The 26770-nt window shown below is 45.9% G+C and carries 25 protein-coding genes; 13 read left to right on the top strand and 12 right to left on the bottom strand.

Annotated elements, in window-relative coordinates:
* Positions 1-73: 73 nt before the first annotated feature.
* Complete coding sequence (locus ACSAZK_RS10185; protein WP_440954041.1) at positions 74-2008, bottom strand: DNA-directed DNA polymerase II small subunit; 1935 nt, start codon at positions 2006-2008, stop codon at positions 74-76.
* A gap of 722 nt (positions 2009-2730) precedes the next feature.
* Here ACSAZK_RS10185 and ACSAZK_RS10180 point away from each other — a divergent pair.
* The 6 genes from ACSAZK_RS10180 (at position 2731) to porB (ending at position 8256) form a co-directional block, all read left to right on the top strand.
* On the top strand, positions 2731-3288 hold the full coding sequence (locus tag ACSAZK_RS10180; protein ID WP_440954040.1) for a S26 family signal peptidase: 558 nt from the start codon (positions 2731-2733) through the stop codon (positions 3286-3288).
* Between the two features lie 511 nt (positions 3289-3799).
* Positions 3800-4771, top strand: a complete 972-nt coding sequence (locus ACSAZK_RS10175) for a tRNA dihydrouridine synthase (RefSeq protein ID WP_440954039.1) — start codon at positions 3800-3802, stop codon at positions 4769-4771.
* A 581-nt stretch (positions 4772-5352) separates the two neighbouring features.
* Positions 5353-5901 (top strand): pyruvate ferredoxin oxidoreductase subunit gamma, encoded by a 549-nt coding sequence (locus ACSAZK_RS10170; protein WP_440954038.1) that lies wholly within the window; start codon positions 5353-5355, stop codon positions 5899-5901.
* Complete coding sequence (gene porD / locus ACSAZK_RS10165; protein WP_048182221.1) at positions 5898-6158, top strand: pyruvate synthase subunit PorD; 261 nt, start codon at positions 5898-5900, stop codon at positions 6156-6158. Before ACSAZK_RS10170 ends, porD begins: the two co-directional genes overlap by 4 nt.
* Entirely contained in the window at positions 6158-7369 is a 1212-nt protein-coding gene (gene porA, locus ACSAZK_RS10160) for a pyruvate synthase subunit PorA (RefSeq protein ID WP_048182224.1), read from the top strand. The genes porD and porA overlap by 1 nt, the downstream gene beginning before the upstream one ends.
* A complete protein-coding gene (porB, locus tag ACSAZK_RS10155) occupies positions 7366-8256 on the top strand; it encodes a pyruvate synthase subunit PorB (protein ID WP_440954037.1) in 891 nt (296 codons plus the stop codon). The genes porA and porB overlap by 4 nt, the downstream gene beginning before the upstream one ends.
* A gap of 42 nt (positions 8257-8298) precedes the next feature.
* Here porB and ACSAZK_RS10150 read toward each other — a convergent pair whose 3' ends face one another.
* Both ACSAZK_RS10150 and ACSAZK_RS10145 read right to left on the bottom strand, forming a co-directional pair.
* Positions 8299-8505: a hypothetical protein gene (locus ACSAZK_RS10150; RefSeq protein WP_440954036.1), complete on the bottom strand. Its 207-nt coding sequence runs from the start codon at positions 8503-8505 to the stop codon at positions 8299-8301.
* A gap of 593 nt (positions 8506-9098) precedes the next feature.
* On the bottom strand, positions 9099-9626 hold the full coding sequence (locus tag ACSAZK_RS10145) for a hypothetical protein (RefSeq protein ID WP_440954035.1): 528 nt from the start codon (positions 9624-9626) through the stop codon (positions 9099-9101).
* A 240-nt stretch (positions 9627-9866) separates the two neighbouring features.
* Here ACSAZK_RS10145 and ACSAZK_RS10140 point away from each other — a divergent pair, with 240 nt between their 5' ends.
* Complete coding sequence (locus ACSAZK_RS10140; RefSeq protein ID WP_440954034.1) at positions 9867-10610, top strand: class I SAM-dependent methyltransferase; 744 nt, start codon at positions 9867-9869, stop codon at positions 10608-10610.
* Positions 10611-10844: 234 nt separating this feature from the next.
* Here the strand turns inward: ACSAZK_RS10140 and ACSAZK_RS10135 are convergent, their stop codons facing one another.
* The 5 genes from ACSAZK_RS10135 to ACSAZK_RS10115 all read right to left on the bottom strand — a co-directional run bounded on the left by ACSAZK_RS10135 (position 10845) and on the right by ACSAZK_RS10115 (position 15011).
* Positions 10845-11300: a hypothetical protein gene (locus tag ACSAZK_RS10135; protein WP_048184008.1), complete on the bottom strand. Its 456-nt coding sequence runs from the start codon at positions 11298-11300 to the stop codon at positions 10845-10847.
* A gap of 377 nt (positions 11301-11677) precedes the next feature.
* Positions 11678-12499: a metal ABC transporter permease gene (locus ACSAZK_RS10130; protein WP_440954033.1), complete on the bottom strand. Its 822-nt coding sequence runs from the start codon at positions 12497-12499 to the stop codon at positions 11678-11680.
* A gap of 75 nt (positions 12500-12574) precedes the next feature.
* Positions 12575-13339, bottom strand: coding sequence for a metal ABC transporter ATP-binding protein (locus ACSAZK_RS10125; RefSeq protein ID WP_048182245.1), 765 nt, complete (start codon positions 13337-13339; stop codon positions 12575-12577).
* A 51-nt stretch (positions 13340-13390) separates the two neighbouring features.
* Positions 13391-14356 carry a metal ABC transporter solute-binding protein, Zn/Mn family gene (locus tag ACSAZK_RS10120; protein WP_440954032.1) on the bottom strand — a complete coding sequence of 322 codons (966 nt, stop codon included), beginning with the start codon at positions 14354-14356 and terminating at the stop codon, positions 13391-13393.
* Positions 14357-14573: 217 nt separating this feature from the next.
* Entirely contained in the window at positions 14574-15011 is a 438-nt protein-coding gene (locus ACSAZK_RS10115) for a metal-dependent transcriptional regulator (protein WP_440954031.1), read from the bottom strand.
* 93 nt (positions 15012-15104) lie between these two features.
* Here ACSAZK_RS10115 and ACSAZK_RS10110 point away from each other — a divergent pair, with 93 nt between their 5' ends.
* Complete coding sequence (locus ACSAZK_RS10110; RefSeq protein WP_440954030.1) at positions 15105-15230, top strand: hypothetical protein; 126 nt, start codon at positions 15105-15107, stop codon at positions 15228-15230.
* Positions 15231-15295: 65 nt separating this feature from the next.
* Here ACSAZK_RS10110 and ACSAZK_RS10105 read toward each other — a convergent pair whose 3' ends face one another.
* From ACSAZK_RS10105 to ACSAZK_RS10090, 4 genes are all read right to left on the bottom strand, one after another.
* Positions 15296-16627, bottom strand: coding sequence for a GntP family permease (locus ACSAZK_RS10105; protein ID WP_440954029.1), 1332 nt, complete (start codon positions 16625-16627; stop codon positions 15296-15298).
* A gap of 214 nt (positions 16628-16841) precedes the next feature.
* Positions 16842-17354 (bottom strand): chemotaxis protein CheW, encoded by a 513-nt coding sequence (locus ACSAZK_RS10100; RefSeq protein ID WP_440954028.1) that lies wholly within the window; start codon positions 17352-17354, stop codon positions 16842-16844.
* Between the two features lie 21 nt (positions 17355-17375).
* The gene (locus ACSAZK_RS10095; protein ID WP_440954027.1) at positions 17376-19445 is read right to left on the bottom strand and encodes a methyl-accepting chemotaxis protein; all 2070 of its coding nucleotides are present in this window, start codon (positions 19443-19445) and stop codon (positions 17376-17378) included.
* Between the two features lie 280 nt (positions 19446-19725).
* On the bottom strand, positions 19726-20091 hold the full coding sequence (locus ACSAZK_RS10090; protein ID WP_440954026.1) for a response regulator: 366 nt from the start codon (positions 20089-20091) through the stop codon (positions 19726-19728).
* Positions 20092-21149: 1058 nt separating this feature from the next.
* Here ACSAZK_RS10090 and ACSAZK_RS10085 point away from each other — a divergent pair.
* The 5 genes from ACSAZK_RS10085 (at position 21150) to ACSAZK_RS10065 (ending at position 26748) form a co-directional block, all read left to right on the top strand.
* On the top strand, positions 21150-21518 hold the full coding sequence (locus ACSAZK_RS10085) for a response regulator (protein ID WP_048182265.1): 369 nt from the start codon (positions 21150-21152) through the stop codon (positions 21516-21518).
* A gap of 73 nt (positions 21519-21591) precedes the next feature.
* Entirely contained in the window at positions 21592-22683 is a 1092-nt protein-coding gene (locus ACSAZK_RS10080; protein WP_440954025.1) for a protein-glutamate methylesterase/protein-glutamine glutaminase, read from the top strand.
* A 142-nt stretch (positions 22684-22825) separates the two neighbouring features.
* Positions 22826-25111, top strand: a complete 2286-nt coding sequence (locus ACSAZK_RS10075) for a chemotaxis protein CheW (protein ID WP_440954024.1) — start codon at positions 22826-22828, stop codon at positions 25109-25111.
* 133 nt (positions 25112-25244) lie between these two features.
* Entirely contained in the window at positions 25245-26153 is a 909-nt protein-coding gene (locus tag ACSAZK_RS10070) for a CheR family methyltransferase (RefSeq protein WP_440954023.1), read from the top strand.
* Complete coding sequence (locus tag ACSAZK_RS10065) at positions 26104-26748, top strand: chemotaxis protein CheC (protein WP_440954022.1); 645 nt, start codon at positions 26104-26106, stop codon at positions 26746-26748. The genes ACSAZK_RS10070 and ACSAZK_RS10065 overlap by 50 nt, the downstream gene beginning before the upstream one ends.
* Positions 26749-26770 lie beyond the last annotated feature (22 nt).

The raw sequence follows: 26770 nt of genomic DNA, 5'->3' as shown, positions 1-26770 counted from the left end.
GCCATATTAATCCGTTGTCGTATATATAAGGTTCGGAAAATAATTTTGGAGAAAGAGTGAAAGAGTGAAAGAGTTATTCATCAAACTTCAGAATCGTGACCCCGAAGTCCGCAAGGTCCACAACAGGCACCTGAGCCGGCATAGGCATGAGGTTGACACGCTTCTGGAACTCAGTCTGGGCCTGCCAGGTCCCGGAGTTGACCAGGAGGACGTTTTTGTAGCGCTGTACCCCCAGGGTGTGCACGTGGCCGGTGTGGATTATGTCCGGGACAGGGTCAATTATGAAATAGTCCTTCTTTTCGGGGGCTATGGAGACCCTGCTGCCGTACATGGGTGCAAGGTGCCTGCGCTTTATCATCTCAAGGACGGCCCCTGCAGGTTCCTGGTAAGACACTCCGGGGACGCTTGCCACAAGGTCATCGATCGAGCGGCCGTGGTAGATCAGGATGCTGACCCCGTCCAGATCCACAAGGGAAGGGTTGCCTACAAAAGTAATGTTTGGAGGAAAATGTTCCCGGATTCGTTCCGGAAGGGCGGGCTGGGGCTCTGCCTGGCGAACAGCGTCATGGTTGCCAGGGCTGATGATGATCTGGATGTGTTTCGGGATTTCCCAGAAGTACTCGGCGGCTTTCCTGTACTGCTCATAGACATCCAGGATAGTGAGTTCCTTTTCCTGGTCAGGGTAGATCCCGATCCCGTCCACCAGGTCTCCTGCAACAACCAGGTAGCGGACTTCCCCCGCCATTTTCTTGAGGGCTTCAGAATCTGAGTCCCCTTTCAGGAAGTCCAGGAAATTTAGCCAGGAATCTTCCATGAACTGGGCACTTCCCACATGTACGTCCGAGATCAGGACAACCTTTCCTTTCGCCCCGGTCCTCCGAAGTGCACTGTTAGGGACATCAGGCTGGATGATCTTGCTGGCCATCATAAGGCCTCCGTCATTGGTGACCGAGCCTGTGACCCCGATGACCTCGTCAAGGAGAAGGCGGGAGGAAAGTTCAAAGAGCTCCTTTTCACTGTTCCGGATGAGCACGGGAAAAGAGCCGGTAGGGTCTTCCAGGGAAAGGATCCTGTGCCCGTTGGTTGTGGTACTGGTATCTGAGACCATCCCGATTATTGAGATCTCCTCAGAGCCTTTCTCCCCTCTCCCCCGCCTGAAACTCCGGCCTTTCAGGCTCTCTATGGGCCGCGCATTGATCCTGCCCCTGATGATCTCGGAGAGCCTGCTGTACCTGTCCCTGAAGTACTGCACAAACTGCATATACTCTCCCACACAGGTGGAATGTCCGGTGATATCGGAGAGCACAGTCACGGGGTTCGGGCCGCCGATAGAACGTACAACTGAGGTAGGAGAAGAAGAAGAAGAAGCTGAAGCCCTCCCTGATGAAACGGCAGAAAAGGGCCTGTCCCTCGAAGCCGGGGATGGAGCCGAAAAAAGAAGCGAATTCCCAGATCCTGAAGCTGAATTTGCCCTGCCTGCAGGGCCAGAAGGTGCCGATAAAACCGGATCTGAGCCAGCACCTGAAGCAGGGACAGGGTCAGGGAGAGCCCCCGGAACTGAACCGGAAACGAATTTGGAACCAGCGGCAGAATCGGGAACCTGATCTGAAACATGGTCCGAAACAGCATCCGAAACAGGGCCCGAAACAGCATCAGGAAGGAAAGGATCCCCTGAAACGGAAAGCCTCTCAATTTCATCAGAAACCGAATCCCGGCCAAAGTCGGAACCAGGGACATTCCTGTCCTCTTCCGAAATAGCAGATTCTGAAGAAGCGCCCATAGAGCCTGCAACATCTGTAGCTCCTGCAACCCCTTCAACTCTCGAGGCTGCAAAGCCTGCCAGGTCAATGTGCTCAGCTTCAATGACAAAAACAGATTCATCAATGGTCGAAAGGACGTATTCGAGAAGGAGCCCGGAAACATCACTTGCTTTGATGAGTTCCGCGGCTTCCGGGCTTATCTGATACCCTTCCTCTGCAACCGCCCTTATGATATTGATTTCATTCATGGTTCCGACCCGATTCTGGAAATGATTCCGAACACGATTAAAAAGTAATTTGAAGCTGATTTGAAGCTGATTTGAAGTTGTTTGAAGCTGATTTGAAGCTGATTTGAAGTTGTTTGAAGCTGATTTGAAGTTGTTTGAAGTTGGTTGAAGCTGAACTGAAGCATTAAATCATCAAACTTTAACCGGATCAAAGCCTCAAGGCAAAGACCTGCTTAAAATATAAAAATTAATGTGATACAAAATTCATGGAATATTATGCTGAAGAGTTTGATGAAATTTGTGATCATCAAAGAAGACTTTAGCCTCCTTCAGCATAATATTAAAAGGTACATACATATTAAGAGTTACATACCAAAACTTACAGGTGGACTGCCTGGAAACCATTAAAATGAACAAAGCTAGTTCTCTGTAGGATCATCCGTCCATCAGTCGAAGATGATAACTATATAAATATCATGACTGAATGAATAAATTGAAAGTTAATATATGATAAAAACAAATTGTAGTTACGTTAAGAAGAGTAGGGTGGGGAAAATTAAGACAAAGATATAAATTGTATTATATTGACAGGGGTTGCCAATAAAAATATTAATTGAAATATAATAATGGGAAAAATTAAATAGGAAGCCGAAAGAAACTGATGAACCGAATAAAATATAAAACAACATCAGAAATAAAACGGCATTAAAAATTGAAGCGATATCAAGGGAAAAAGACTGATTATGAGCGAAGCTAACAAGGAAAACAGGATTCAGGGAGAAGAAAACTTCTGGGTTTCCCTAGGAAAGGACATGCTCTCAGTTGTGGCTGTCCTGATCGCTTTCATGATTCTTTCCAAACTGGCATTCGGGCTCTGGACTCCCATGGTAGCTGTGGAGTCAGGAAGCATGGAGCCTCATATGCAGGTAGGGGACATCATCTTCATCAAGAATATCGACAGGGTCGAACTGGTCACCAACGAAGATGGGGAAAGTTCCGACTATGAGTCCTTTGGAAACTACGGGGACGTTATACTCTACCGGCCCTACGGCCAGGAAGGAGTAACTCCAATAATCCACAGGGCCATGTACCACGTCGAAGCCGGGGATCCAATGTGGGAAAACGGTCCAATTGCCCCTTATTCAGGGTACATCACCAAAGGGGACAACCCTGTTACGAACAAACACTTTGACCAGGAAGGGCAGATCAGCTATCATGTGCCCGTAAAGGAGGAATGGATAATAGGAACCGCAAAGTACAGGATTCCTTACCTGGGGCATGTCAGACTTCTCTTCTCATGAACCTCAAATGCAGGGGCAGTAAGGCTGTCCCTTTCATAGATCTTTAAAGGCTCCATTAAATGAACTTCTAGCTACCTGTTAATCAACTTTTAGTGGCCTTGATACCTACTTCACTTCCTGTTTTTACTTCACTTCCTGTTTTTACTTCACTTCCTGTTTTTACTTCACTTCCTGTTTTTACTTCACTTCCTGTTTTTACTTCACTTCCTGTTTTTACTTCACTTCCTGTTTTTACTTCACTTCCTGTTTTTACTTCACTCCCTGTTTTTACTTCACTCCCTGTTTTTACTTCACTCCCTGTTTTTACTTCACCTCCAACCCGGCGTTTTCAGGGCCTTCTTTTGCAAACCCATACCCTTTTAAGGAAGCACTTTCTTTTCAGAACTTAATCCAAAGTCTTTTTGAATTTTTAATATATCACGGATACATCATTGAGCATAGCATAAAACAAAAACACCACCGAACCACTCTGAAAAATGGTGGCCTCAAAAACAAAACAATCCTAAGAAAAATGAAGCTCAAAAAACTGACAATCGGCAGTACCGAACTTCCGGGAAACCTTCTTCTTGCGCCTATGGCTGACGTGACGAACCTGGCTTTCAGGCTGCTCTGCAGGCAGTACGGGGCTGATCTCACGTACACGGAAATGATCAATGCAGATGCCCTGATCAATGAAAACCGGAAAGCGCTCATGAAGGGGCTGACAGATCAGGAGGATTGGCCTTTTGGGGTTCAACTTGTAGGGAATTCCCCCGAGTCCCTGAAGAGGGCTGCGCTTTTAGTGGAGGAAGAGCTCAGGCCTGTGGTGATTGACGTGAACATGGGCTGCCCTGCAAAGTGCATCACCCGGGCAGGGTGCGGCTCGGCACTTCTTAAGTCCCCTGAAATCGTGCACGAAGTAATATCCGGGCTTGTAGACTCTCTGGAAACCCCGGTTAGCGCAAAAGTCCGCATCCTGGGAAGAGAAGAAGAAAGCCTTGAAATTGCCCGACTGATAGAAGACGCGGGGGCTCTGGCCCTGACCGTTCACGGGAGGACGGCTGAGCAGATGTATTCCGGAAGCTCGGACCTTGGACAGATCCGGGCGATCAAAAATGAAGTTTCTATTCCCGTGATCGCAAACGGGGACATCAGGGATGAGGAATCTGCAGAACATGCCCTGGAGTTTACCGGCTGCGACGGGCTTATGGTCGGACGTGCGGCAATGGGAAACCCTTTTATCTTCTGGCGGATCAGGCACTACCTGGAGACCGGAGAAAAGCTTGAGCCTGACCCGCGGACCCGGCAGTTCGAGGATTTTGAAGCCTATATCAACCTTCTGGAGGAGTATGGGATCCTTTCCTCCATCAATCTGCGGATGCAGGCCCAGTGGTTTACAAAGGGGCTGCACGGCTCGCGGCATATCCGGGAAAAAATTAACGGTTTGAAAGATGCAAAGTCCATAATTGAGCTGATGAAAAGTTCCTGCCGGGAAGAGTATTAAAATTTTTAGACCTATTAAGAATATATGGATTGTCTACGAAAGAAGTAGGGAAAAACAGGCTCATAGAGCAGGTTAACCCTGAATAAAAGTAAATTAAATTCATCTAAAAAATAATTTCAAATAGTAAATATTTAAAACAACTCTCTTAAACTCACCGAAAAACTAATAATAAACTACACTATTATCCATGAACATCGGGACACCAAACGGCGTGAATATATAATTGAAAATATGTTAAAAGCAATTTTAGGCACATCAAGAATAATCAAACAATTCAAACAATTGCAATATTTTCAGGTTAACAAAGCCGTCCCAAAACATTAACTTCATATCAATGTCATACAGAAGCCGCGGTGTCCGGAGATTACGGGAGATTCGAAACCGGATCTGCCGGATATGACCAATCAAGATAATTGAATCAACGGTAGGTACAGACAGACTGGCTGTACAACAACTACCAAAAATCAACTAAAACTTAAACTACTGAAGCAACTACCGAAAATCAACTAAAACCTAAACTACTGAAAAACGGCTAAAAAATCACCAGGAAAAACAAATTTGTGTTTGAGAGGAGAGCTCAGATGAAGGAAATCAGAATACACGGCCGAGGCGGTCAGGGTTCCGTCACTGCAGCTGAACTCCTGTCCATTGCAGCCTTTGCGGACGGGAAATTCAGCCAGGCCTTCCCTGCTTTCGGGGTGGAGCGCAGAGGCGCCCCCGTTCAGGCATTCACCAGGATCAGCGACACACCCATAAGGCTCAGAAGCCAGATCTATACACCCGACTACGTGATTGTCCAGGATGCCACCCTGCTTGAAACAGTAGATGTTGCAAGCGGGATCAAGGATGACGGGATTATCATCATCAATACGAAAGAAAAACCGGAAAACCTCAAGCTTGAAACAAAGGCAAAGGTAATGGCCGCGGACGCAACGAAAGTCGCCCTCGACATCATGGGCAGACCCATTGTGAACACGGTCCTCCTGGGAGCCTTTGCCGGGGCCACGGGGGAAGTCAATGTTGACTCCATCAAAGCCGCCGTGAAAGAACGCTTTGCCGGCAAGGTTGGAGAAAAGAATGCCGAAGCCATCCAGAAAGCTTACGAGCTGACCCGGGAGAGATCTGCATGAAGATCGTTCAGGGTGGAGTCTGTGAGCCAGGTTCAACACTGGTAAACAAGACAGGAGGCTGGAGAAACTACCGGCCGGTCTATATCTATGACAAATGCACCAAGTGCGGTATTTGCGAAATTGTCTGCCCGGACATGTCCATTAGCCCGAAGGGCGACGGCTTTTTCGAATACAACTATGACTACTGTAAAGGCTGCGGGATCTGCGCCAACGAGTGCCCTGCAAATGCAATCGAAATGGTCCTGGAGGAGAAATAATGGCTGTTAATGTTGCAGACAAAGACAGGATGGTTGTTGTGGAAGGTTCTTATGCAGTCGCCCACGCCGCAAAGATCTGCCGGCCGAATGTGATTTCCGCATACCCGATCACTCCCCAGACCCATATTGTGGAAGACCTCTCCCAGTTCATTGCGGACGGGGAAATCCCGAACTGCGAGTACATCAACGTGGAGTCCGAGTTCTCGGCAATCTCCGCCCTGGTGGGTTCTTCCGCAGTCGGAGCAAGGAGCTATTCCGCGACCACTTCCCAGGGGCTTTTGCTCATGCACGAGGTGCTCTTCAACGCTGCCGGGATGAGGCTTCCGATCATCATGACCGTGGCAAACAGGGCAGTGAGCGCCCCGATCAATATCTGGAACGACCACCAGGACGCAATCTCCCAGAGAGACACCGGTTGGCTCCAGCTCTATGCCGAAGACCTTCAGGAATCTGCGGACATGCTTCCCCAGATTTTCAAGGTCGCTGAAGACAAGGACGTCCTCCTGCCGGGCATGGCCTGTATGGACGGGTTCATCCTTTCCCACGTCTACGAACCCCTGGTGCTTCTGGAACAGGACCTGACCGACGAGTTCCTGCCAGCATATGACCCCGAACACGTGCTCGACCCTGCAAATCCGATGAGTTTCGGTGCCTTTGCAGCCCCGGACACCTATGAGGAGTTCAGGTTCCTGCAGGAAAAGGCAATGCAGGCAGCTCTCCCAAAGATCGAGGCCGCGGCAAAGGAATTCGGAGAAATTTACGGCAGGTTCCACGGCGGGCTTATCGACGAGTACCTGACCGACGATGCAGAGGTCATTATCATGGCCATGGGCTCGATTCTTGGCACTATCAAGGACGTTGTGGACGAGTACAGGGCAAGAGGCGAAAAGATCGGCGTCCTGAAAGTCAGGTCCTTCAGACCATTCCCGAAGGAGCAGATCAGGAAAGCTATCAAGGATGCGGCAACTGTTGCAGTGCTCGACAAGAACATCTCTCTCGGGACAAACGAGGGTGCGCTCTTTACCGAGACCAAGTCCTGCATGTACAACAGCAGGTGCGACATCCCGATCATCGGCTACACCATCGGGCACGGAGGCCGGGATATCCCCAAGGAAAGCATCGCAAAGATAATCGAAGAAGCCAAGAAGGTTGCAAGTTCCGGGATCAAGGTTGAAAGCCAGTTCCTGGACCTCAAGGAGGAATTGCTATGAGCAAACCCGCACCCAAAACCTACCTTGCCCCGGGGCACAGGGGCTGTGCAGGCTGCTGTGACGCCCTTGCAGCAAAGTTCATGCTCATGGGCGCAGGGTCCAACTGTATCGTGGTGAACCCCACAGGCTGCCTTGAAGTCATGACCACACCCTTCCCGGAGTCTGCCTGGCAGGTTCCCTGGATCCATTCCCTCTTTGAGAACGGACCGGCAGTGGCCTCAGGAATCGAAGCCGCCCTCAAGGCCCTTGGCAAAAAAGGAGATACCAGGGTCATCGGAGTCGGTGGAGACGGTTCAACCATGGACATCGGGATCAGATCCCTTTCAGGTGCCTTTGAGCGTGGCCACGACATGCTCTACGTCTGCGTGGACAACGAGGCTTACATGAACACCGGGATCCAGAGAAGCTCCGGAACCCCCTTCGATGCCTCCACGACCACAACCCCGGCAGGCAAAGTCTCTTTCGGAAACCCGCGCCCGAAGAAAAACATGCCCGCCATCATGGTAGCCCACGGCTCCCCTTACGTAACCACCACCTCAATCGGCTACCCCAGGGACATGATCCGCAAAGTGAAGAAGGCCACTGAAATAGAGGGCGCGACCTACGTCCACGCCCACGCTCCCTGCCCGACTGGTTGGGGCTTTGACGGCTCCAAGACTATCGAGATGGCAAAACTCGCAGTCGAGACCTGCCTCTGGCCCATGTACGAAATGGAAAATGGAGAACTCACCCAGGTCAGAAAGGTCAAGAACCCGAAACCCGTCGAGGAGTACCTCCGCGCCCAGAAGCGCTTCAAACACCTCTTCACCATGGAAGGCGGCGACGAAGAGATTAAAAAGATCCAGGCCATCGCGGACTGGAACATCGACTACTACGGGCTTCAGTGAAAACTGAAGTTCCTTTTTTCTTTTCTTTTTTCTTTTCTTTTTTCAGGGTTTTGGTTTCTGGATCTTTTTAGCTTCAAACTTCTTTTTCCTGAATTTTTGATATTCAGGGGTGTTTTTGACGTCTGATGCTGCTTTTTTGATCGTGACCCGTTTGTGAACTTTCGGTTTTTTGCTGATAACCGGGAGTGCGTGAATGGTGCATTCCGGACTGTCTTGTCCCGCGCCTGCGGCGCGGCTGGAGCAGGTCAAACATAGCAAAAAAGAACTGAAATAAAAATACCAATGCAACCTGCAAAGAGAAATATTGTAATAAACCAAAATCCGAGATTCGGGATTAAAACAACTATATGGAAAACAAAGCTGATCTTGTTTTCATTTAAGACGACCATTCAACAAAAAAACCAGAAGTAGAGATATAAACATCGTAGACACAAGTGAATTTGAGAAAAGATTTTTGTGTTGAAGGAGTAGGCATCTGTGTATAAGATACCGTTTTTAAAGTAAACCGTTTTTAAAGAACCGTTTTTAAGACACCGTTTTTCACAGATGCCTTGTATGCCAAATGCTTTTTACTGAATATAAGACTAAGGGTGTACTGAGATTTTTTACAAAATTCGAGAAGTGCCGCAAATTATTAATACAGTGGGAGTTTCCACATAAAATCAGCTTCATGACCCTGAAATTCAGAATTTACCGGCTTCATGCTCAGGCCGGAAACCTGCGATTCACGGGATGATTTTCCCTGAAGTAAGTGCAAAAGGAAGGGAAAATGAGCGGAAAGCTTTCATTAATTATGATTTTTTAACGTTGTTTAATTTGTGTATCATAGATTATTCCGACTCTCATTTACGCAAACTCCTGCGGATATCAGCCGCCTCCGTATGAACAACACAAGCTTCATCAATCTGGCCCCTGCTGGAAAGCAAAGTACCCATGTTGTCTTTGACCTTTGCCAGAGAAGAAAGGTGTTGCACATTTTCCGGATCTGCCGCTAGCAGCTTTTTGTACAGCTTAATTGCCCGGTTGAGCCTCTTTTCTGCATTTTCCGTTTGCCCGAGCCGAAAAAGGAGTTTCCCGATCTTGTTTTCATTTGACGCCGACCATTCGGTCAGAACGAGGTCTGCACCGCCATCTTCGGTAACATCAGCATCATCCGCTTCAAACAGCTTTATGACCTGGAGGGATTTTTCAAAATATCTCAGGGACCTTTCGAAGTCTTCAAGACTTGAAAAGACATCCCCTACCACGCTATAAATAACGACAAGAGCCTCGGGTTTTCTGGATGTGAAGGCGGAGTGCTCGGCCCGGACAAGAAAATCGAGAGCTTCTTCAGGGTTTCCCTGATTGTGAAGATTGATGGCTTGTTGCAATAATTCTAACGGGTCTTCTGACGAATCAGAAATATCTGAGGTGTCTGGTTGCATTTTATTTCCTTACCATTAAGAAGAATGTTTGGGTATAACCATATATATAAAAATAAAAATGAAGTTGTTTTGATCGGATATATACGGACATCTTATAAGATTTGCCTGCAATCTGACATACAACCCGATATTATTTAACTCATGTTTTCAGGTAATCAACAAAACGTCTTTTAGAGAGATGGTTCCATGACCTCAACCAGCTCAGTCTTCAACAACCTCCCTTCTCGTTACGACACCCTCCAGAAACAATGCCTCCCCAACTGGCAGGCCTTTTTCTCCACAGTAATCGAATTTATCCCTGAGTCAATTCCTGAAGAAACGGAAAGAAAGAGACGACAGATCGAGATCCTCGAACTTGGGAGCGGGACCGGCTTTCTTACGAGCCTGATAAGGAAAGAAAGGCCCGATGCAAGAATCACCTGCATCGACAGGAGCCCGGAAATGCTGGATGTGGCAAAGGAGAAGTCAGGACTGCAGGAGAATGTCACCTTTATTGAAGGAGATATTCTGGAAGAGTGTGAAAAGTGGAAGGAAAAGCCCGGGTGGAAAGAAGATCTGGAGGGAAAAGGAAAGTTCGATGTCGTGGTTTCTACACAGTGCCTTTGCTTCCTTCCCCCGGCTGCAAAGACCCGGGTTTTCAGGTGGATTTATGAGGCTCTCAAGCCGGAAGGAAGCTTTATTGAAGGGGACATCTTCAGGCCCGGCAGGGAATGGGAAGAGGAGATTTACAGGGCTCACTGGAAAAGGTACATGGTTGAGCAGGAGCTCACTGTTCAAGAAGCTGAAGAGATGCTGCAGACGTTTGACGACATTCAGGAAAAAATCGATACTCCTAAGAGGTTCAGGGAGAGGATGGAAGAGGCAGGGTTCGAGCGGATTTTCTGTCCTTACTGGTACGAGATGTACGCTGTTTTTGTGGCCCGCCGGTGAAAAATAATAATTGAGTTATATTTCAATAGTGAGCTTCTCTGAACTTGTTTTCGAGTGGAAATGAGGGGGTTAAAAACTTTTTAGCTAAGCTGCCTATTCACTCATTTTATATTTTAACCTTTCGGGCTGCTGGCAAATTTCGGTAAATTTAATCTGGTAACTTAAGTGAAAAAGAAGTGAAAAAGAAGTGAAAAAGAAGTGAAAAAGAAATGAAAAAGAAATGAAAAAAGCTGATTAGATATCAGCTAATGGCAAATTCCTTCTAAGATCTGGCAAAAACCCATCCCTGTGTAAAGCTATTTTGTAATCGTTTATTGCTCTGCACATCTTTTGTGTATGTTTTATGCAATCGGAACTTGCTCCCCCTTTGAAAAGCAGCTTTTCCGTTTTTTCTATAAAATCCGGGTAAATTAATACCAGGTCTTCTTTGGTGTGCAGAAACAGGGCTGCAAAATCCCTGTGAATGCTCATACTCCTTTTTAGCAGTTCAACGTTGAGGTGGCCCTCGGACAGATAATTATTGAATTTCATAAATGTATAAAAATCTGCAATGTTCTGATTTAAGGAGTTTAAAATCGAATGTAACACGTTGTCTGTTTCAGGAAGGCAGATATTCGGAAGGTCCAGACGTTCACCTTCGAAATGTTCGTTTTCTTCTATGTTTTGATCCTGGGTTGTATCACGGTCCATTTTATCACCCTGGGGTTGTTTTTCTTTTTTTTCGTTTTAATAGGTGGCACTGATAATTTTTTTGCTACAAAGAGTCCAGGCATTCTACCCGTTTTTAGCTGGCGACTCAGTAGGGGATGTGTATTTATATTTTTCGATTTTGTCCTTTTACAAGCCAGGTTACTTCCCAACCTGAATACGAGATTTTCCGTTTTTCCTTATTGTGCCTAAAAGTACTGTTTTTCCTTTGAAGCTTTAATACTGGGGTTTTGTTTACGGAAGTTATGTAAAGTAAACTGGATACGTATAAAGAAGTCTTGCATTTCACTCTATATAATATTTTGGTTATATACCTAAAATATTATAATTAGATAGAAATATACATAGTGAAAAGACATTCAATTTAAGGCACCCCTCCCTTCAAAAACCTCCATCCCAAAAACCACCAGCCCGTACACAAGGCTAAGCACCAGAATGATTGTTGCCCCCGAAGGAGCGTCGATTGCATAGGAAAGCCCAATTCCCGCAATGCTGATAACGATCCCAAAAACGGTGGATATCAGCATCATCCGCTTCAGGTCATGGGTGAATTTACGGCTGAGAGTGGCCGGGATAGTGAGGAGCGCAATTACCAGGATGATCCCGACGACCTTGATCAGCACAACGATGGTCAGAGCGATGATACAGAGGAGCAGGAGGTAAAGCTTCTGGGTCGGGACTCCCTGGACGGTGGTGAACTCCTCATCGAAACAGAGAGACAGAAACTCCTTATAGAAGAGATAGACTGCACCTACAATTACCAGGTCAAGAGCGAGCATCAGGTAAATATCAAGGCGGGGGACAGTTAGAATGTTTCCGAAGAGGTAAGTCATGAGGTCGGGGGCATAACCGGGAGTTAGGTAAACGAAAATTATGCCGATGGCCATACCCAGAGACCAGAGGATGCCAATAGCACTGTCTTCTGGGATTTTAGATTTCTTGCTCACCGTACCCATTACAAGGGCTGAAAGAATGCTGAAAGGCAGAACCCCGAACATGGGATTGATGTCAAGGTAATAGCCAAGCCCGATCCCACCAAAAGAGGCGTGGGCAATCCCGCCGCTGATGAAGACAATCTTCTTGACAACAACGTAGACGCCGATTATCCCGCAGGCGATGCTGGCCAGGACGGCGGCAGCTAGAGCATTCTGGACAAAGCCGTACTGCAGAAGCTCAAACATTTTTCCTTTCTCCTTTTTCAGATCGCTCTTTTAGATCGCGCTTTAAATTCACTTTTTCAGAACCCTCCGTCATCATCAGGACCCCCCGTTGTGTCTTTCAAGCACCCTGTGAGGCACTCCATGGGCAATAAGTTCGACAGGGCACTGGTAGGTGGCCTCAAGGTCCTCTACAGGGATTTCCTTGGAGTTGTGGTAGTGCAGTTTGCGGTTCAGGCAAGCTATCTTATCCACGTAGACGGACACTGCACTCAGGTCGTGCGTAACCATGATGATTGCCATGTCATTTTTGAGCCGGTCTAGCAGGCGGTAGAGTTCGTCCTGCATGTGAGGGTCAAGGCCGGAGTTGGGCTCGTCCAGAAGCAGGAGTTTGGGGTTTGTGGCAAGAGCCCGGGCAATAAAGACCCTCTGCCTCTGCCCTCCCGAGAGCTGCCCGATTTGACGGTCCCTATACTGGTACATCTCCACGGTCTCCAGGGCATCCTCAGCAGCCTTCTTATCTTCATCACTGTATTTTTTCAGGAAACCTGTGTGGCTCATCCTGCCGGTCAAAACGACTTCCCAGACACTGATCGGGAAGTCAAAGTCAAAACGCTTGTACTGAGGAACATAGCCAACCAGGTCCCTGCTTTTTTCCGACGCCTTACCGAAGAGTTTTACGCTTCCCTTATACGGCTTCAAAAGCCCGAGGAGCACTTTTAAAAGGGTTGTTTTTCCCCCGCCGTTAGGACCGATAATCCCTAGCAGGCCCTCCGGCTTTTCAAGTTCCAGGTTCACGGCCTCCAGAATCACCTGGTTTCCGTAGCGAACCCAGACATCCTTAAGCTCAATCACTTTCTCCATAAACTTCCCGTCCGCCTTCAATCATCCTTTTTTTAGCTTTATACTGGAACTTTACACAAGGTTCCTGGCAAAGATATCGGATACTTCATCCATGTTTGAGACGTAGTCCTTTGCCAGGGGGTCCACTACAACGACTTCGCCCCCGATTTCCTCGGCAATTGCATCCGCACTGCGGGTGCTGAACTGGGCCTGGACAAAGATGACTTTTACGTCCTTTTCCTTTGCTTCGGAGATCAGGCGTGCCAGGTCCTGAACACTCGGCTCTTTCCCTTCGATTTCAACGGGGACCATTATAAGCCCGTACTCTGCGGCAAAATAGCCCCAGGACGGGTGGAAGACCATGAAACTCCGTTCTTCCTGCCCCTCCAGTCTTGCCCTGATCCTCGCGTCCAGAGCGTCCAGTTCTTCAAGATAGGCATCCCTGTTTTCGGCGTAGTAAGCTTCGTTTTCGGGATCTATTTCCACAAGTCCCCCGTAGATATTTTCAACCATGACCTTTGCATTTACAGGGGAAGTCCAGATGTGTGGGTCCAGGCCTGTATGAGCTTCTGCTTCATGATCGGCTTCATGATCAGTACCTTCGGCATCCTCATCGTGGTTATGGGCTGCAATTTCCCTTAGTTTCATCCCTTCCGAACAGTCCACGATCAACATATCACTGTTTACGGCCTCTATCTTGTCCATCCAGACTTCTTCAAAAGGAAGCCCGGACCCGACAGCAGCATACACCCTGGCTTCACTGACGTCCCTGAGCTGTCCCGGAGTGGGTTCATGGGTTGCAGGGCTTGCCCCGGGAGGAATCATGACAACAACCCTTACCTTATCTCCACCGACCTTTTCCACAAACTCTGCCTGGGGTAGGATGCTCACGGCCACCACAATTGGCTCTTCGCCCTCTCCGGTTTCAGCTCCAGGTCCCGCGGAGTTATTTTCAGGAGCCGTGTCCGTGCAGCCGCTGGCAAAAAGGGAAAGGCCTACCGCCAGTAAAACTAAAATAGGCAAAATTTTAATTTTCATGCTCTAATCCCACTCTCTCATCCTCGTTTTTCAGTATAAATCCGGAATACATCAGGTTTGGTACATTCCAAATTTGGTCTAAGCCCAAATTTTTAAAGCATTTTCATCAATATTTGGCATTTACCCAAATTACAATCACGGGTCAACCGGTTTAAGGGTCAATCGGTTTAAGGGTCAATCGATTTAAGGGTCAATCGATTTAAGGGTTAATCGACGGTCATTCATGCCAGTGCTCATCATGGAAACACTTTTTGTGCGTGATTTCTCCACAAACTCCGAACATCGGGTGCCCCATTGCACTGCAGATCTTGTCCACCGCGTCCTTTGAAACGTAGGCCTCGAACCTTGAGACTTCCTCACAGGCCTCTTCCGAGGAAAAACCGTAGTGGCTCAAGAGAAGGCTCATGATCCTATGTCTCCTGATCAGGAACTCCGCATACATCTCCCCCTGCTTCGTTAAGTCGACCCCTTTGTAAGGAACATGGTTCAGGTAACCTGAAGCTGCAAGCTCGTTAAGGGTCTTACTTGTCGTGGAAGGATCCACTTTAAAGCTGGAAGAAATTTCAGTAGTCTTCACTGTCCTTCCTTTTTTTAAAATGAATTTCAGGTAATCTACTTTCCGGGGAGAAAGCTCGAGACCTGTAATCACCGTCATGAAATAGTATAATAAAAAAACAGATATTTATTTCTTTGGAATTTTTTGGTATTACCCCAAATTTTCAGAATCTTATGTGAAAAAGGAAAAACGTTGCAGAGAAAACCATTGCCTTTAAAATATCGAAGCCCTGCAAAAGTTGAGATCAGAAAACAAGAGGTAAGAAAAATGGATAAAAAAGGGAATAAGAAAACAAGAGATAAGAAAAAAAGGGAATAAGAAAACAAGAGATAAGAAAAAAAGGGAATAAGAAAACTAACCGATGAACTGATAATGCATTTTTTTCAGTAACCGATCAAATAGACTCCGCAGACAAGAAGGAAACTAACAACACCCATAAGGGCTCCTCCCATGGTATATGCCCTGAATACCTGCTGAGGCTCAATTTCAGCCAGTTCCCCGAAAATCCAGAAAAAGGGATCATTGACGTGTGAGAACAGGAAAGTGCCCGATGCCATGGACAGGATGAGAATTTCCACAGGAAGCCCGAGTTCGGGCAGTAGAGGCATCATGAGAGAAGGAGCAACGAGCATTGTCACGACCCTTGAGCCCTGAACGGTCTGGAGGGCAGCAGCAACCAGGAAGGGCACCATGATATGGGGAAGGTTCAGCTGCATGAACATCTGTCCCAGGGCCTCCCCGGCACCTGTCATGGCAAGAGTTGCCCCAAGAGCCCCACCCCCGCATAGATCAAGGAGGACAACCCCACCCCTTCTCACGGCTTTTTCTATAAGAGTTCTGAGCACTTCAAGTCCCAGCCTCCTCCCGGAAAGAAAGGAAAGGAGTACCCCGATCAGAAGGGCTATGTTCGGATCGCCGAGGAACAGGAGGAGCGGAGGAGGGGGTTGAAAAATTGCACGGAAGAGAATAAGGAGGAGGGGGAAAAAAACAGGAGCATAAGCTTCAAACCTTCTAAACTTTCCATTTGTCTTTTCCAATTTCCCTTCCTTGATTACCGACTCCTTGAATCCTGAAAGCTCCTGTTCGCCTTTCCTTAAAGGTCCTAAAGTCCCTGCCCCTTCACCAGCACTGAATTTCCTGGCATAGAGGTACCCTGCAATGGACGTGGGAACTGAAATCAAAAATCCCAACAGGATCAGGAGGTTAATATTTACCCCAAGCTCTTCTGCTGCCGAGATTATCACGGGGGAGGGGTAGACAAGATTGAAAGAGGCAAGCGTACCCAGCGCCAGGGCGGTTGCACTAGAAATCGAGGGGGTGTTGATCCTGGCTGCCAACTCTCTTGCGATCGGAACAAAGATAACGTAGGCCAGGATGCAGCACATCACGGGCACGGAAAAGAGAAAACCGAGGAAATTCAGAGCCAAAAGAGGTTTTCTGGAAAAACGAATGATATCGTCGGCAATCACGGTGGTACCCCCGGTCCTCTGGAGTACGATTCCAATGATGCTCCCACAGGTAATGATAATTGCAAAGTGGGAAAATACCCTACCCATACCCAAACTTACCGTTTCCACTGTCCTGAGGGGTTCACCTGCCAGAACTCCCGTGAAGATGGATACCGAAACCAGGCTCAGGAAAGGATGAATCCTGAATTTTGCGGTCAGGAGCAGAATGCAGATGAGGGCAAAAAGGAAAATAAGGACCGGATTCATGCAACTTAGAATTTCATCCAAACATATAAAAATATAGTTGAAGGGAGCGGTTTGTGGGGGAGAGAAAGTTACTGTCCGACAAGGTGTGATCAGGGAAGGAAGTGAAAGAAAGGAGAGGAAAAAAGGTGGCAAAGGGTGGAAAGAAAAGAGCGGAAAAAAGGTGGCAAAGGGTGGAAAGAAAGGAGAGGAAAAAAGGTGGCAAAGGGTGGTACTATCAGCTAGTTTCTTCAGGCAGGGAGAGCTGATTGAGTTCGTCCACTTCTTCTTCTCCAAGCACCTTTGCCAGGTTCAGGAGAATGAGAAGCCGGCCATCCAGCTTTCCGACTCCTTTCAGGTATTCGGCATTTATTTTTGACTTTATCATTTCAGGTGTAGGTTCAATGTAAGAGAGAGGAAGCCTCATGACCTCTTTCACGGAATTTACGAGCATGCCGATGACAGTATCCCCGACTTCCACGATAATGATTCTGGACAGCTCATCGCGCTCCTTAGGGCTGAAACCGAGGCGGATATTCAGGTCGATCAAGACAATGATTTTTCCCCGCAGGTTGATCAACCCTTTTACACATTCCGGAGCCTGGGGGACCCGGGTGGTCCTGGGAGCCGGGATAATTTCGGAGACTTGCATGATATCCACCCCGAATTCTTCTCCCGAAAGCTCAAAGACCACAAGCTGAAGTCCCTCATCAGAAACTTCGGGATCCTGTTCTGCTGTTTCTTCAAACATGGCAATTCCTCAATAAGGGGCTTAATCTTCCGTGTTTTCCGGCCTTTCTTCAAAATCCCCAAGCTTGAACTTTTCCGTGGCTCTCCTCATTCTTTCCCCGAGCAAAGAGAGTTCATTGGCCATACTGGCAAGTTCTGACATGGAAGCGCTCTGTTCCTCAAGAGCTGCCGCAGCTTCCTGGGTTCCGGCAGCGGACTGCTCCGATATTGAAGATATGTCCTCCAGGGTAGAGGTGATCTCTTCGATGGACGCAGACTGTTCCTCAGTAGCTGCTGCAACGTCCTCGATCATGTTTGTGATCTCATTGACCGTGGAAACAATCCCGTTGACCATCTCGAGGGCCTCCTTCACGGAACTGGAACCGACATTCACATCACCCTTGCTGGCCTCTATCGACTCTACCGTATCGCCTATAACGGTTCTGATTTCATCGATCAGCCCTGAAATATTCTTGGCAGCGCCCCCGGATTCCTCGGCAAGTTTGCGGACTTCATCGGCTACAACGGAGAAACCTTTCCCGTGTTCACCTGCCCTTGCAGCCTCAATTGCCGCATTGAGTGCAAGCATATTGGTCTGGTCTGCAATCCCGGTAATGAGCGCCACAATCTCATTGATCTCCCGTGATTTGGAGTCAAGACCTTTGATCACGCTTTCGGTTTCATCTACGGAGGACTGGATACGGCCCATTTTTACCAGGACTTCTTTGGAAACGTTCCCGATGTTGTTAACCGTGTCATTTACAAAGTTTGTGTTTTTGGAAACTTTCTGGGTATTATCGGCAACTTCCTGGATGTTGTGGGTCATGTCCTGCATTGCATGGGTTATATCCACTATTTTTGAAGTCTGCACTTCTGCACCGTGTGAGATTTCCGTTGCCGTATCTGAAATTTTTCTTGACGCCGAGGCTACTTCCTCGGAAGAGGCAGACATTTCTTCCGAAAGCGTGGCAAGATGGAGTGAACCTTTCTGGACTTCCCTGATAAGCTGGCGCAGGTTTGCAACCATGTTGCCGAAGGCTTTGGAGAGAAGGGATATTTCACTGCGGGAACTGCCCTTGATTTCAACAGTTAGATCTCCTTCAGATATTTTTTCGGAAGCATCTAGCAGTTCGTAAATCGGCTTTCTGTAAAGGTTCAAAATCACGAAAACGAGAAAACCACCGAGAAATACCGAAAAGAGAGTTACCAGGAGGATTTCATTGATAGACCCGCGGATCAGGGTGTTCAATTGTTCCCTCTGATCAGCACTGGCAGCCTTAGTGACGGTTTCTACCTGCTTGGCTATTACCAGCATATTTTCCTCCGCCTCATCTTTCCTATTTTCCAGAGCTACCAGCCGCTCGAAATCTGCACGGATTTTCTCGGTCTCAGAAATTACCATCTCTACACGATCAATATTTTCCTGCTTTTCCAGGCGTAAACTTAAATCAGTAAGTTGGTTAATGACAGTCTCTACAATCTGATAATAATTCTCAGCGTGCTGCGGGTCCCCGGTTATAACATAACTTTGATATTCATTTTTGCCCTGAAGCATCAGTATCATAATTTCCTGTGTATCCCCAGCATTGGACAATTTTTCAATAAGAACCTCGTTTGAAGCCCCTTCCTCAGCATATTGCTTATACTGCCCCATCTGGTCCAGATAAATCTCCTCGACCAGCTGCAATATTTCTCCCCTTCTTACAACAAACCCGCTTTCTATGGCAGCCTGTTCCTCTTCCGCCTCAACATAATCATCAAACTCTGCCCTGAAATCACTGGAAGCCTCTAGGGCAAACTCCATTCTGCCTTGATTTACATCGTCGAGATAGTCTGCATATATGTTCTTCGATATTTCTGCCTGTTCGGGTACAAGATCCAGATACTTATATACATCATCTTTTGCTGCCGGATCTCCATTAATAATATAGTTTTGCTCAGAAATTACAGCATATTCCATACTATCAATAATAAAGGTCATATTTTCAATGGCTCGGGTCTTTTTCTCAACCTCATCCATACCGCTGTAACCCGTGTACCCAACAAAAAAGATCAAAACCAGAAGAAGGGCAAATCCTATTACCACGTGCCCTATTTTTGTGTTTTTAAGCATCTTTTTTCACCTTAGCCTCCAACCTGTCCGTATTAAAGCCTTTTCCACCCTGCGTAATCAAATTTCCAGCCCACCAGCGGCGTTTGCCGGAAAAGTAAACTGAATAAAATAAATATTCAAGCTCATCCTGTTAAAGATTGTTTAGTCCGAATATCTCGATAAGTATTATTTTTAAGAATTCATAAATTTTTTGATACCCTTGGTAAATAGGCGATTAAAATCGTGAACTCTTCCGGTACTCTCAGGAACCGAACTTAGGTACAGGACTTGGGGATCGGACTTAACCTATCAGAAACTCTTCGATCTGGGACCTGAAAATGCCGAAATTTATAGGCTTGGGCAGGACAGCATAGCATCCGGCTTCAAGGAACTGCTGTTCACTTTCAGAATCACTGTATCCTGTTACGGCAACCACCCTGATGTCCCTGGTCTCAGAATCACACTTTATTATTTTAAGAAATTCAAGACCGTTCATCTTCGGGAGTTCCATATCCAGCAGTATCAAATCAACTCTACCCTCATTAAGCACTTCCAGTGCTTCCACCCCGTTTTTTGCCTTCTTCGGCTCATATCCAAAAGACTTCAGCAGATCTGCCTCAATCATAAGGTTAAGTAAATTATCCTCAACAACAAGGATTTCGGACATATGACTCAACTCTCAAGATTAACAAGCTCTCAAGATAAGAACTCTAAAGATTAAAGAATTGTACCAGAGTAAATGATTGTACAGGTTGGTTATATTACAGACCAACCAGCTTTTTCAAACACTTGTTTACTATGATTTTACTGCTATCGTACACCATTGTTCTGAATTACGTGAATATTTTCATTGTATGTAAATATTTTCATTTTGTACGAATATTTTCTTACACAGTTTCCGGAAGTGTTGTTAATTGGAATTTAGGATATAATAGGTAAAGGGATAAAACAAAGGGATTAAGACGCCACAGATAAATTACCCCAACTTGCAAAGTACTATATAAACTGTAGAAGAATATAAAGTTATTTATCATGACATATTTCATGATTTTAATATTAAAACAGAATTTAAAAATTCGTTTTCTTAAATACGAGAGACTCTAAGATTAGTTGGTAGCTTGTTTACAAGTCATCAAAAAAGTTTAATATAGTACGGCCAGCATATTATTTACGTGATTAGACAAAATTTTGATTGATATCACCGAAGACTTCTGATATCTTACACTTTCGGTCTCGAATCGGAAAAAATTCATTATTTTTCCCTCGAGATAATCATTCCAGCAATATATCTTATAGTCTCACTTCCAAAACCTGGGACAAGTTGTAAATCGCTCGATTGTAAGTAGTTTGACTGTAAGTTGTTTATTTTCATAAATAAGAACCTTCATACGTTCAATCAGAGGTTGGCGAATGCCACTAGCAGTCTGTAAAGAATGATCTGTGAGAATATAAGTGAATATCTAAATTAAGAACGGAGATTTGTAATAAATTTAGCAAAGTGTGGCAATTAATATAAACACTTGTTCGTAAAAACAATAATTATAAAAGAGACTATAGTAAAAAACACTAGTAAAAAACACTAGTAAAAACACTAGTAAAAACACTAGTAAAAACACTAGTAAAAACACTAGTAAAAACAGCTAATGCTGGAAGTAGCAATAGTAAAAATGTAAAGAAGATAATTTATTGTCGCTCGCTTCATAAAAACTAAAAAAGGGGAAAGAAATGGCAAGGATTATGATCGTGGACGATGCCGAATTTATGAGGATGGTGATCAGGGACATTCTCGTAAAGCAGGGACACGAAGTGGCAGCTGAAGTAGCTGATGGAGAATGTGCAATTCAGAAATATCAGGAAGTGAAACCGGACCTCGTGCTGATGGATATTATTCTGCCGGATATGGAGGGTACTAAAACCCTGCAAAAGCTTCTTGACCTGGATCCCGAGGCGAAAGTAGTGATGTGCTCTTCCCTGGGACAGAAGGCTGTGGTGATGGAGTCCATAAAAATAGGCGCAAAAGACTTCATAGTTAAACCCTTTGAACCCGATAAAGTACTGGAAGTAATCAAAAAGGTCATTGAACCGGATAATTGAAAAAACACTTTTCGAAAAAGTACCTTAAGGACTTGCTTCAAGACAAAGACCTTCTTTAAGATGAAGTGCTGAAATGACCATTACTGCACTTGTTGTAGACGACTCAGCCCTGATCCGAAAAGTCCTTTCGGATATATTGAACAACGACCCTGAAATCGAGGTAATAGGGACTGCATTCAATGGAAAGGACGCACTTGGAAAGATCAAGAAATTCAGGCCCGATGTCATACTTCTAGATAATGTGATGCCCGTACTTGACGGTCTTAGAGCCCTTGTCAGGATAATGAAGGAGTACCCGACCCCTGTGATCATGGTTTCCGCACTCGGGGAAAAGGCTGAAGAAATCACCCTCACGGCATTTGAATACGGAGCCGTGGACGTAATTCCGAAGCCTGAAGGGATCCTCAGCCAGAGCATTCCGGAAATGGCAGAGGAAATCCGCAAAAAAGTGAAGATTGCAGCAAAAGCCAATCTTGACAACCTGGAATGCATGCGGTATCCGGAAAAAGAAAAGCCGGACAAGGGTAAAAAGGCAGAGAGAAAGGCTGGGGATGAGTCCTTTGCAGGCACTGCAAAAAATGTTATTGCGATCGGCACGTCTACAGGGGGTCCCAGAGCCCTGGAAAAGCTCATAACCGCATTTCCGGCTGACCTTCCTGCGGCAGTCCTCGTTGTACAGCACATGCCTCCGGGCTTTACGGCATCCCTTTCAAGAAGACTTAATTCGAAGTCAGCCCTCGAAGTCAGGGAGGCAAAGGAAGGAGATGTGGTGGAAAACGGAGTCGTGCTTATTGCGCCCGGTGACCATCATATGGAAATTGTCCGAAATAAGGTAAAAGGCAGGGAAAAAGATGTTGTCAGCCTGAGCCGGGCACCCAAGGAGCTGGGTTCAAGGCCTTCAGTTAATGTCCTTTTCAGGTCCATTGCCCCTATTTACGGTCCGAGAATAATCTCCCTTATCCTGACGGGAATGCACTGTGACGGAGCGGAAGGGGCAGAAGAAATCAAAAAAAAGGGTGGCAAGGTTATCGCTGAAGCTCGAAGTTCATGCGTTGTATATGGAATGCCGGGAGAAATAGTAAAAAGAAAGCTTGCCGACTTCGTGCTCCCGCTGGACAGGATTGCGAAGGAGCTCTTGAACATGATAAAAGATGCTTCTAACTAAAGATGCTTCTAACTAAAGATGCTTCTAACTAAAGATGCTTCTAACTAAAGATGCTTCTTAACGTCGTAATTTATCACAAAAAAGGGCTAAGTAGAGCAAAATAAAGGACTTCCTGCAATTCAGGAGAGAATGGGAAAAGATCATGGACCTGTCAAAGTATATGGGCATTTTCAGGGAAGAGTCCGAAAGAAACCTCAAACAATTGAACGATTCACTGCTAGCACTCGAGCAGGACCCTGAAAATACGGAACATGTGAATATAGTGTTTCGTCTGGCCCATACTTTCAAAGGTATGGCAGCGACGATGGGATTTAAGCAAATCGTCGAGCTTACCCATGAAATGGAAAATCTGATAGAAAGAATCCGTACCCAGCAGCTCAAGCTAGATGCCTCTTTAATTGACCTTCTGTTCGAATGCCTTGATGCCCTGGAAGGGCTTGTGGAAAACGCCTGTAAAAACGCAGGCATCAAACCAAGCAGAGGTAAAATCAGGGAGGAAAAGAAGAGCAAAACCTATCCTGATCCCAGAGAAGTTTTGAAAGCACTCAGAGCCATAAACACACCCATAACTGCAAACACAAAAGAAAAAACAATAGGGGAGAAGGTTTTTTCCAAAGAGGAAGAGGCTGAAAAAGAGAGAGAGACTAAAGAAGAGAGAAATAGTGAAGAAGTGCCCCTATATCCAGATGAAGAAACTTCTCAATATCCGGCAAGAAAAGATTCCCCATATCCAGAGGCAAGAAAAGAAGTTCTGGAGACAGGAGAAAACCCCTCAATAACAGAAAGCTCCTCAACAACCTTTTCAATACCAGAAGAAGGCATCTCCACTCCAGAAATCGAATTTTCAGAAAAAGAAAGGGCATCAATTGAAGAAGCGGAAATGGATGGGGCAAAGGTGATACTCGCCCACATTGCCCTGAAGGATACCTGTCTCCTGAAATCCGCCCGTTCAGCCCTGGTAATCCGTAAGATTTCGGAAAATGGGAAGATTATCAGGACCTTTCCGAGTATTAATGAACTTGAAAAAGAAAATTTCGGGCTTGATTTTGAAGTGGTTTTTTCGACAAAAAAAGATAGATACACCATCAAAACCGAAATTAGCAACGTTTCTGAAATAGAAGACGTGTCACTAAGTAGTTTGATCTCCGAACAGGGCTACGGAGAGGCTTACAGAACGCCGGGCTCTGTACATGAAAAAACCAGGTTTGAGCCGGAGAAAATGGAAGGTGAGGCAGTAACAGGTGGAAAAATGCCTTTCTTTTCCAAATCCAACCCGAAAATAAAGAACATCCAGAGCGTGAGAGTTAGCACTGAACAGCTTGACAAGTTGATGAACCTTGCAGGAGAACTCGTGATCACGAGAAGCAGGATCAACCAGCTGACTCTGGACTTTAAATCCAAGGAACTGGAGGAGACACTTTCGGAACTCCGAAAACTTACCGGGGAAATGCAAGAAGAAGTGCTAGAAGCAAGGATGGTGCCTCTTGACAATATTCTCAATATCTTCCCCAGAATGGTAAGAGACCTTGCAAAGTCAGAAAACAAGAAACTCGATTTCATTATAAGGGGAAAGGAAATCAAGCTCGACAGGACCGTTTTGGACGAAATCGGGGACCCCCTGGTCCATCTCCTGAGAAATGCAGTAGATCACGGGATTGAGAGCCCGGGTAAACGCCTTGAACTCGGAAAAAAAGAGACGGGGACGGTAATGCTCACGGCTTCGAGGCAGGAAAATTATGTCATCATAAAAATCGAAGACAACGGGCAGGGAATAGACGCGGAGGAACTCCGGAAGGCTGCGGAAGAACAGGGAATTATCTCCCGGGAAGAAGCGGAACAGCTTCCTGACCGGGAAGCAATGCAGCTGATCTTTACCCATGGTTTCAGTACTGCCAGCAGGGTAACTGATGTCTCCGGCAGGGGTGTGGGGATGGATGTTGTAAAGAATCGGATTGAAAATCTCGGAGGATCCATAAAAATCGAATCGAAACCCGGGAAAGGGACCAAGTTCGAATTAAAACTGCCCCTGACAATCGCCCTTTATCAGGCAATGCTGGTAGAAGTCGGGGATGAAAGGTATGCAATCCCCTTCACCAACATAATAAAAAATATAGAAATCCGGAAGGAAGCCGTTCGGCATATCAACGGCGAAGAAGTTACTATGGAAAGCGGAAAAGTGCTCCCCTTACTAAGGTTGCACAGTCTTTTTGGGTTACCCGTCGAAGAGAGAGAAAAACTCGTTGTCGTAGTAGCGGAAAAAGCTGGACAGGTCATAGGAATTGTAGTTGACAGACTGCTGGGAAAACAGGAAGTTATAATAAAAACTTTCAAAAGCAAACTACTGGAGGAGACAAAGGGGTTTGCAGGTGCGACAATTATGGGCGATGGGAATGTGGTCTTGATCCTTGATATCAATACTCTTGTCTGAAAAACTACTCACTGAAAAATCTCCGAAAAGCCCTCGAAAAAAATCTCTGAAAAACTCTCTGGAAAACGCACTGGAAAAATCCGGAAAACTCTCTGGAAAACAATGTTCTTAGATACTGGAAAATGTGGACAAAATGGAAAATGAGAAATTAAGAACCGATGAAATCCAGGAGGAAGACCCGGATTTGGAGCTGCTGAAGAAAGCCATCAAAAAAAATCTAGGCTTTAACTGCGAGCAGTATAAGGAGTCTCATTTCAGGCGTAGAATTAACGTACGTGTCAGAGCCACCAATTCAAGTAGCTATGCAGAGTACCTTAAAATCCTTAAAAAAGATCAGGATGAATACAGGAATCTGATTGAAGCCCTTACCGTAAATGTCAGTGAATTTTTCCGGAATCCGGAAACTTACACGGTGATTGAAAAAGAAGTCTTGCCAACCCTGATAAAATCCAAATCCAGGTCACTGGTGAAAGCAATTCGCATCTGGAGCGCAGGCTGTGCAGCAGGGGAAGAAGCTTATTCCCTTGCCATAATGCTGCACAGGCTCCTGGGCAAGGACTTTGGGAAATACAGGATAAGCATCATGGGCACGGACATTGACTCCTCAAGCCTTGAAAAGGCGAGGAAAGGTGTCTACAGTGAAAGTGCACTTAAAAACGTAGATGAAAAAACAAGGGAACGCTATTTCATAAAGAAAGGCGGGATGTACCAGGTCACCGACCAGTTGAAGAACATCACGCATTTCAAGCAGCATGACCTGATATCCGGACCGAAGTTGAGTCATTTTGATATGATTATCTGCCGGAACGTCATGATATACTTTAATAAAGAAATCCAGGAACAACTGCATCTTGAATTTTATAAAGCCCTGAGCCAGGGGGGCTTTTTCATAATAGGAAAAGCGGAAACTCTGCTCGGAACAGCAGCCGGTTATTTCAATCCTTACAATACAAGAGAACGCCTTTACGTAAAGGAAAATGAAGGAAATATCCATGGGAAAAGAGGAGATATCCATGGGAAAAGAGATCAGGAAGCTAAGTAACTTCGAGTATGGAGCATTAAAAGAGATCGGAAACATAGGGATGGGGAGTTCTGCAACTTCCCTTTCAAAGCTCACACATACTGGTGTCCATGCCAATATTCTGGGTGCAGGGTTTGAATTAATTGAAAATATACCGAAAATCACGGGCACCTCAGACTCCCTCGTTATGGGAACCTTCATGCATATCAAAAAAGAATTGAATGGTTATATCCTGATCTTTTTCCCAGAAGACAGCGCCAGAAATCTCTGCCAAGCCGTAACCGGAGAAGGAGAGGCAAGCCTTACTGACAGGCTGAACAGGTCCGTGATTGAAGAGGTGAGCCATATCCTTGCAGGGACCTATATCACTGCCCTTGCGGATTTTTTACATATGGATGTTTCCATTTCAACACCTTACAATGCATACGACATGCTGGACTCAATCCTCAACTACGTGCTAACCGAGATGTGTTATAAGGCGGATTTGGCACTCATATTCGATTCCGAATTTTTGGTAAAAGAAAATAAGATTGAAGGAATTTTTGTTACCCTATTTGATCCGGTTTCCCTGGATTACCTCTTAGAAAAGATCAATAAAATGCTAAATAGACCATGAAAATTTGAAGTGTGTTTCCATG

This window comes from Methanosarcina sediminis, from assembly GCF_052056915.1.
Classification (GTDB): domain Archaea; phylum Halobacteriota; class Methanosarcinia; order Methanosarcinales; family Methanosarcinaceae; genus MTP4.
The sequence above is the reverse complement of the archived record's forward strand: the minus strand, read 5'-3'. Positions and strand labels throughout refer to the sequence as shown.

Bases quoted from the DNA above. Each gene is read 5' to 3' on its own strand.
- ACSAZK_RS10185 (WP_440954041.1), bottom strand. From the start codon at position 2,008: ATGAATGAAATCAATATCATAAGGGCGGTTGCAGAGGAAGGGTATCAG.
- ACSAZK_RS10180 (WP_440954040.1), top strand. From the start codon at position 2,731: ATGAGCGAAGCTAACAAGGAAAACAGGATTCAGGGAGAAGAAAACTTC.
- ACSAZK_RS10175 (WP_440954039.1), top strand. From the start codon at position 3,800: ATGAAGCTCAAAAAACTGACAATCGGCAGTACCGAACTTCCGGGAAAC.
- ACSAZK_RS10170 (WP_440954038.1), top strand. From the start codon at position 5,353: ATGAAGGAAATCAGAATACACGGCCGAGGCGGTCAGGGTTCCGTCACT.
- porD (WP_048182221.1), top strand. From the start codon at position 5,898: ATGAAGATCGTTCAGGGTGGAGTCTGTGAGCCAGGTTCAACACTGGTA.
- porA (WP_048182224.1), top strand. From the start codon at position 6,158: ATGGCTGTTAATGTTGCAGACAAAGACAGGATGGTTGTTGTGGAAGGT.
- porB (WP_440954037.1), top strand. From the start codon at position 7,366: ATGAGCAAACCCGCACCCAAAACCTACCTTGCCCCGGGGCACAGGGGC.
- ACSAZK_RS10140 (WP_440954034.1), top strand. From the start codon at position 9,867: ATGACCTCAACCAGCTCAGTCTTCAACAACCTCCCTTCTCGTTACGAC.
- ACSAZK_RS10135 (WP_048184008.1), bottom strand. From the start codon at position 11,300: ATGGACCGTGATACAACCCAGGATCAAAACATAGAAGAAAACGAACAT.
- ACSAZK_RS10130 (WP_440954033.1), bottom strand. From the start codon at position 12,499: ATGTTTGAGCTTCTGCAGTACGGCTTTGTCCAGAATGCTCTAGCTGCC.
- ACSAZK_RS10125 (WP_048182245.1), bottom strand. From the start codon at position 13,339: ATGGAGAAAGTGATTGAGCTTAAGGATGTCTGGGTTCGCTACGGAAAC.
- ACSAZK_RS10120 (WP_440954032.1), bottom strand. From the start codon at position 14,356: ATGAAAATTAAAATTTTGCCTATTTTAGTTTTACTGGCGGTAGGCCTT.
- ACSAZK_RS10115 (WP_440954031.1), bottom strand. From the start codon at position 15,011: ATGACGGTGATTACAGGTCTCGAGCTTTCTCCCCGGAAAGTAGATTAC.
- ACSAZK_RS10105 (WP_440954029.1), bottom strand. From the start codon at position 16,627: ATGAATCCGGTCCTTATTTTCCTTTTTGCCCTCATCTGCATTCTGCTC.
- ACSAZK_RS10100 (WP_440954028.1), bottom strand. From the start codon at position 17,354: ATGTTTGAAGAAACAGCAGAACAGGATCCCGAAGTTTCTGATGAGGGA.
- ACSAZK_RS10095 (WP_440954027.1), bottom strand. From the start codon at position 19,445: ATGCTTAAAAACACAAAAATAGGGCACGTGGTAATAGGATTTGCCCTT.
- ACSAZK_RS10090 (WP_440954026.1), bottom strand. From the start codon at position 20,091: ATGTCCGAAATCCTTGTTGTTGAGGATAATTTACTTAACCTTATGATT.
- ACSAZK_RS10085 (WP_048182265.1), top strand. From the start codon at position 21,150: ATGGCAAGGATTATGATCGTGGACGATGCCGAATTTATGAGGATGGTG.
- ACSAZK_RS10080 (WP_440954025.1), top strand. From the start codon at position 21,592: ATGACCATTACTGCACTTGTTGTAGACGACTCAGCCCTGATCCGAAAA.
- ACSAZK_RS10075 (WP_440954024.1), top strand. From the start codon at position 22,826: ATGGACCTGTCAAAGTATATGGGCATTTTCAGGGAAGAGTCCGAAAGA.
- ACSAZK_RS10070 (WP_440954023.1), top strand. From the start codon at position 25,245: ATGGAAAATGAGAAATTAAGAACCGATGAAATCCAGGAGGAAGACCCG.
- ACSAZK_RS10065 (WP_440954022.1), top strand. From the start codon at position 26,104: ATGGGAAAAGAGGAGATATCCATGGGAAAAGAGATCAGGAAGCTAAGT.